At 71.7% G+C, this 6,526-nt stretch carries 4 protein-coding genes; all 4 read right to left on the minus strand.

Going from position 1 to position 6,526, the window contains the following annotated elements:
• Positions 1-150: 150 nt before the first annotated feature.
• Positions 151-2,343, minus strand: a complete 2,193-nt coding sequence (locus tag VLF18_RS20150; protein WP_325281424.1) for a glycosyltransferase — start codon at positions 2,341-2,343, stop codon at positions 151-153.
• Positions 2,340-3,419 (minus strand): hypothetical protein, encoded by a 1,080-nt coding sequence (locus VLF18_RS20155; protein WP_325281425.1) that lies wholly within the window; start codon positions 3,417-3,419, stop codon positions 2,340-2,342. The genes VLF18_RS20150 and VLF18_RS20155 overlap by 4 nt, the downstream gene beginning before the upstream one ends.
• Positions 3,420-3,498: 79 nt before the next feature.
• A complete protein-coding gene (gene wecB / locus VLF18_RS20160) occupies positions 3,499-4,608 on the minus strand; it encodes a non-hydrolyzing UDP-N-acetylglucosamine 2-epimerase (RefSeq protein ID WP_325281426.1) in 1,110 nt (369 codons plus the stop codon).
• On the minus strand, positions 4,605-6,407 hold the full coding sequence (locus VLF18_RS20165) for an aminopeptidase P family protein (RefSeq protein WP_325281427.1): 1,803 nt from the start codon (positions 6,405-6,407) through the stop codon (positions 4,605-4,607). Before VLF18_RS20165 ends, wecB begins: the two co-directional genes overlap by 4 nt.
• Between the last annotated feature and the right edge of the window lie 119 nt (positions 6,408-6,526).

Below are 6,526 nucleotides of genomic sequence, written 5' to 3' on the forward strand. Positions count from 1 at the left end.
GGATACGTCCGGTGCCGCAGCCGAGTTCGAGTACCGCGCCGCCGCGCGCGGCGCAGAACGCGCGATACCAGCCAATGTCGTCGAAGGCCATGCTGCGGCCCATGTCGGTGGCGTAGACCTCGGCGATCGCGTCGTAGGACCAGGTTTGCGTCATGACTGCGGCTCCGCGCACAGCGATCGATAGAGTTCGCGCTGGCGCGCGGCCATCGCATCCCAGGTGAAGGCGTCGAGCTTCGCGTCGTCGCCGCGTTCGAGGCGGTGGCGATGCGCCGGGTCGCGCAGCAGCGGCGCGATGGTCGCAGCCATGCCGGCGATGTCGGGGCTCGGCAGCAGTCCGCCGAGACCCGCGTCGGCGAAACCGCGCGCGCCGTCGGCCGTCGTCGCGCAGACGCGGCCGGCCAGCAGCGATTCGATGAGCTTGATCGACGAGCCGCGGATGTCGCGCTGCGGATTGATGCTGAGGCTGCATTCGGCCAGATGCGGCGCCGGGTCGACGAACGCCGACACGAGTTCGATGCCGGGCTCGCGCAGGCGGGCGTCGCGTTCGGCGATCGCGGCCGATTCGACGCCGCCGAGTATGCGCAGCCGCAGTTCGGGAAACTCGGCGCGCAGCGCCGGCCAGGCTTCGTCGATGAACGCGAGGATCCCGTGCAGGTTCTGCGCGTAGCGGAACGGTCCCATGAACAGCAGCAGGCCGCCGGGCGACGCGCGGTAGCCGGCGCGCCGGTCCGCGGCGCCGTTGCCGATCAGCGTGGCCGGTTGCGGTACGAGCAATGCGGCGTCTTCGGCGGAACATGCGACCACCGCGTCGTAGCGCGCGATCGCGCTGCGCTGGCGCGCGTCGCTCGCCGGGTCGCCGGCGTCGAGGTAGACGTCGTGCAGGCACAGCAGCCGGCGCGCAGTACCTTCGCGATGTTCCGGAACGAGTTCGGCCAGTTCCATGAATTCGACCTGGACGATATCCGGCGCGAAGCGCGCGACGCAGGCGTCGAGCGCCGCACGCAGTCCGGGCCAGGCATGGCGCGTGAGGCGTTGCGGCAGATCCAGCGGCGCTTCGCCGGCGCGGTCGCCGCGGCCTTCGACGAGCAGCGCACCGCGCAGGTGCCGCATCCATGGTTCGCTCGCGTCGGCGTAGAGCGAGGCTTCGTCGCCGAGCAGGAAGAAATCGACGTCGCCGGACAGCCGCGCGACGAGTTCGGCGACGCGCCGCGCGCCGCCGTGGGCCGGCGGAAACAGCGCGAACGGCGCGACCAGCAGCACGCGCGGCCGCCGGATTTCATCGTTGCGCTGCGGCAGATACCAGCGGTCGCGCGTGAGGCGCTCGAAGCGCAGGCCGTTGCGACGCGCGCGTTCGGTCGCGATGCGCGAGCGGAACACGCGCGCGGCAAGGCCGACGCCGCGCAGCTCGCGGCGCGAGCGCGCGTCGATCGTGGCGAGGCGCATCAGCGTGCGCAGCGGATGGCGGCGCGTCCAGCGATGCCGCAGGTCGAACAGCAATTCGTTGCGCGCGATCACGCGCGCGACTTCGGTTTCGTCGTAGTAGCGGCGTACCGTGCCGCGATGCTGGTGGTGCGCGTGCGAGGCCGGGCAGAACACGAGTTCCCAGCCTTCGCTCCAGGCGCGCACGCCCCAGTCGGCGTCTTCCCAGTAGAACGGGTTGTAGTCGCGCGACTGCGCAACGTAGCGGCGCAGCACGGCCGTGCGGCACAGCGAGCTGCCGCCGCCGGGATAGAGATTGCCGCGTGCGACGCCGAGGCTGCCGGGATCGCGTTCGTAGACCTCGGCGAACGCCGGGTTCTCATGGAAGTCCGACCAGCCGGTTTCTTCGCGACGGCGTGCGGGATCGGTGAAGAAGATCTGCGAGGTGACCGCGAACACGTGCGCGCCGCGGTAGGGCAGCAGCTGCGCGAGCGCGTCGGCGTCCAGGCGCATGTCGCTGTTGAGCAGATAGCTCCAGTCGTGACGCGCGGCAGCCAGCCCGGCCTCGATCGCGCCGTTGTAGCCGAGGGCACCGGCATGGAACTGCCAGTCGTGACGCGGCCAGCGCTCGATCAGCGCGGCGTAGTCGGCACGCGGCGCGCCGTTGACGACGACGACGACCTGGCTCGGCTCGCCGATGCGCGCGAGCGCGGCGTCGAGTGCGGCCAGCGTGTCGACGAGGAGATCCGGCGTGCCGCGCTCGGGCACGATCACGCTGATGCCGCGGCCGCGTTCGCCGCGCGCGACGAGCGGCGGACCGGGGCGCCGCCGCGCGAGCAGGTCCGCACCGAACAGCGCAGCGGCGAGCGGCAGGTGCGGCAGCAGGCGGACGGCGGCGGTGAGGAGATTCAGCAGGCGCCTCACACCAGCCATTCCGCCGCGGGCAGCGACGCGGCGCGTCCGTTACGCGCATACCAGCGCAGCGCCTGCTCGGCGAACATCGCGCACCAGACATTGGGCTGCGGCGCGTCGACGTCGACGCGGAACGGCAGGCGGCCGTCTGCGCCGACGCGCGCGCAGAGCGCGGCGGCGACGCGTTCGACGTCGGCGCCGTCCGCATCGCCGGTCAGCAGCAGCACGCGCAGCGTCTGCGCGAGGATATCGCTGCGCGGCACGCGGGAATCTTCGGCTTCGGGCAGGTTGCCGGCGGCGTCGGCCAGCGCAAGGCAGCGGCGCGCAAGCGTCGCGATCGCCACGCCGCAGTCGGGTTCGGCAACGAGCATGCCTTCGGCGAAATACAGCGTCGGATGCAGCATCTGCAATGGCAGCGTCGCGATCGAGCTGCGATGGCTCTGGGCGAGATCGCGGCAGGCCGCGGCGAGTGCGGCGGGCAATGCGACGTGACGCGCGGCGAGTTCGACGCGCGAACTCGCCTTGACCTCGAACGGTCCGCCGAGCGTCGACCAGCGCGGTGGCAGTTCCACGCCGGATTCGGTGCGCGCGGCGCGGATCGTGTGCGCGCCGGTCGCGTCGGCGTCGACGAAGCGCGCGAGTTCCTCGACGAGACGCGCGACGGCCCGATGCGGCGAGGCGATCAGCCCGGCCTCGTGCGCGGCGCAGAGGCCGCGCAGCAGCATCGCGAGATCGAAGAAGAACACGGCGCGATTGCGCCAGTCGTCCGCGTCGCTGCCGTCGACGTAGGCGCGCGTCGCCGGAACCGCGCCGTCGTCGAGCACGCGCGCGGCCCAGTCGGCGGCCGCCGCGGCTGCCGCGCCAAGACGCGGATCGGCGTCGCCGCCGTGGGCGGATTCGGCGAGCCAATGCAGGTAATAGCCGGTGATTTCGGGATAGACGTAGCGCGCCGCGCCGTCGTTGTCGAACGCGCCGAAGATGCCGCCGGCGTGCGGGCCGCGCGCGCATTGCACGCGGCCGCCGAGCAGCCAGCCGCGCAGGCGCGCCGCCGACTCGTCGCAGCGGTCGATCAGGGATTCGGGAGTCATGCAACTTCCTTGTGAGGCTCGCGCGATGGTAGCCGCTCGACGTGGCAAAGCGCAGCGCCGTCGCAGCGATTCGATGCGACTAACCGGTAAAACCCGCAATGACCCGCGCGATGCGTTCGCCGCTGCGGCCGTCGCCGTAGGCTGCGTCGGGCGTGAACGCCAGCTGCGCCGGCGGCGGCGCCGCCAGCAGCCGGTCCGCCTCGGCGACGATGCGGTCCGTCCGCAGCGGCACCAGGGTCGCGGCGCCGAGCGCGACGCTTTCCGGGCGCTCGGTGTTTTCGCGCACGACGAGTACCGGCGTGCCCAGATACGGCGCTTCCTCCTGGATGCCGCCGGAGTCGGTGATCGCAAGGCAGGCACGCGCGAGCACGGCGATGAACGGGCGGTAGTCGAGCGGGTCGACGAGGCTGATGCGCGGATGCGTCGACAGATGCCGGCGGATGCGATGGCCGACCGTCGGATTCGGATGCACCGGGCAGACCACGCCGATGTCGGGATGCCGCGCGAGCAGTTCGAGCACGGCGGCGCAGACGAGGTCGAGACCGCGGCCGTAGTTCTCGCGGCGATGCAGGGTCAGCGCGATCAGGCGCGGCGTGTCGGGCAGGAAGGGCAGGGCCAGAGGTCGCGTGTCCTCGACCTGTTCGCGCAGCAGATCGATCACGCTGTTGCCGACCGGGAAGATGCGCGCGTCGGGCACGCCTTCGCCGCGCAGGTTCAGCGCGGCCTGCCGCGTCGGCGCGAAATGCAATTGCGCGATCGGCGCGATGCGGCGGCGGAACAGTTCTTCGGGAAACGGCCGGTACGGATGACTCGTGCGCAGGCCCGCTTCGACATGGGCGAGCGGCAGGCCGAGATCGCGCGCGGCGAGCGCCGCGGCATAGGCCGTCGAGGTATCGCCCTGGCTCACGACGAGCGTGCTGCGTTGCGCGCGCGCGATGTCGCGGATGCGCACGCGCAGCGCCGACAGCGCATGCGACAGCGAGGCCGCGGCGATCTGCCCGGCGGAAAGATCGCAGGCGAGGCCAAGCTGGCCGAAGGTGCGCTCGACCATGGCCTCGTGCTGGCCGCTGTTGAGGAGTTGCGTGTCGAGCGCGGGCTCGGCGCGCAGCGCGCGCACGATACTCGCGAGCTTCAGGCATTCCGGCCGCGTGCCTGCGACGACGAGAACGCGGCGGCGCGGCGGCGTCATGGCGTCGCGCCGCCCAGCGCCGCGCAGCGTGCGGACAGCCAGCGCTGCTCATCGGCGTCGAGCAGCGGCGCGAGTTCGGCCTCGACCTTGGCGTGATACCAGTCGAGCCAGTCGCGTTCGCGCGCGCTGAGCAGCTCGATCTCGATCGGGCGCACGTCGATCGGACAGAGCGTCAGCGTGTCGAACGCGAGGAATTCGCCGAACTCGCCGTCGCCGGCCGGCACGGTCGCGATCAGGTTCTCGAGACGTACGCCGTGGCGGCCGGGCCGGTAGATGCCCGGTTCGTTGGACGTGACCATTCCCGGCGCCAGTGCTTCGCCGGTCTCGCCGGGTACCGGCGGACGTATCGCGTGCGGACCTTCATGCACATTCAGGAAATAGCCGACGCCGTGGCCCGTGCCGTGGCCGTAGTTGATGCCTTCGGCCCAGATCGGCGCGCGCGCGAGCGCATCGAGCTGCTGTCCCGTCGTCCCGCGCGGAAAGCGCGCGCGCGACAGCGCGATCATCCCCTTGAGCACGAGCGTGTAGTCGCGCCGCTGTTCGCCGGTCAGCGCACCGAGCGCGATCGTGCGCGTGACGTCGGTCGTGCCGCCTTCGTACTGGCCGCCCGAATCGACGAGCAGCAGCCCCTCGGCGGCGAGCGTCGCGTAGTGCCCGTCCGTCGCGTGATAGTGCGGCAGCGCGCCGTTGGCCATGTAGCCCGCGATCGTCGCGAAGCTTTCCCCGACGAAACCGGGCCGCGCTTCGCGCTGGCGCTTCAGTTCCGCGGCGATGTCGAGTTCGGTCAGCACGCGCGAGCCCAGCGTCGTTTCGAGCCAGATCAGGAACCGCACGAGCGCGACGCCGTCCTCGCGCATCGCGTCGCCGATATGGCGCAGCTCGGCCGGCGTCTTGATCGCCTTGAAGCGCTGGCTCGGATTGAGCTGCGGCACCAGGGTGACTTCCTCGGCGATCGCGGCGGCGAGCGAGTGCACGACGCGGCGCGGATCGAGCAGCACCGCGTCGCCGGCACCGAGCGTCGCGAGCGCGGTCTTCGCCGCGGCGTAGTCGGCCAGCACGATGCCGTCGGCGCCGAGTCGGCGGCCGAGGTCGGACGGAATCTTGCCGGCCGGCACGAACAGGATCGCGTTGTCGGGACCGATCAGCAGATGTGCGAGGAATACCGGGTTGTACGGCACGTCGCTGCCGCGCAGGTTCGTGATCCAGGCGACATCGTCGAGCGAGGACACGAGATGGTGTGTCGCGCCGGCGGCGGCCATCGCCGCGCGCACGCGCGCCAGGCGTTCGCTGCGCGTCGAGCTGACGTAGCCGGGGTCGTGCTCGCGCACGCTGGCGGCGGGCAGCGGCGGACGGTCGGTCCAGACGTCGTCGACGAGGTCGAGGTCGGTGCGCAGCGCGATGCCGCGCGCGGACAGCCGCGGCCGCATGACGTCGTGCATCGCGACCGAAAGCACGTCTCCGGGAACGGCGACGGTCTGGCCGCGGACGAGCCGTTCGCAGAGCCAGTCGAGGTGTTCCGGCGACTGCGCGGCGCCCAGCCGCATGAGCCGGATCCCGCTGCCGGACAGTTCCTGCTCCGCCTGCTCGAAATAGCGCGAATCGGTCCAGACTCCGGCGAAATCGGCCGTGACCACGAGCGTGCCGGTCGATCCCGAGAACCCGGACAGCCAGCGCCGCGTCTTCCACCGGTCCGGCAGGTATTCCGACAAGTGCGGATCGGCGGAAGGCACGACCACGGCGTCGACGCCGTGCTGCTGCATGGCGGCGCGCAGGTCGCGCAGGCGTTCGCTGGTGCTCATGGACGAGGCGGTTGGCGGGTCAGCCGGCCACGCTAGCAAGCCGGCCGATGCCGCACAAGCGTCACCGCAGGTTATATCCGGCCGGACGCGACCGCGGCCGGCCGCCGAGAGGCGGCGGC

It is taken from the genome of Tahibacter sp., from assembly GCF_035481375.1.
In the GTDB taxonomy this organism is placed as follows: Bacteria; Pseudomonadota; Gammaproteobacteria; order Xanthomonadales; family Rhodanobacteraceae; genus Tahibacter.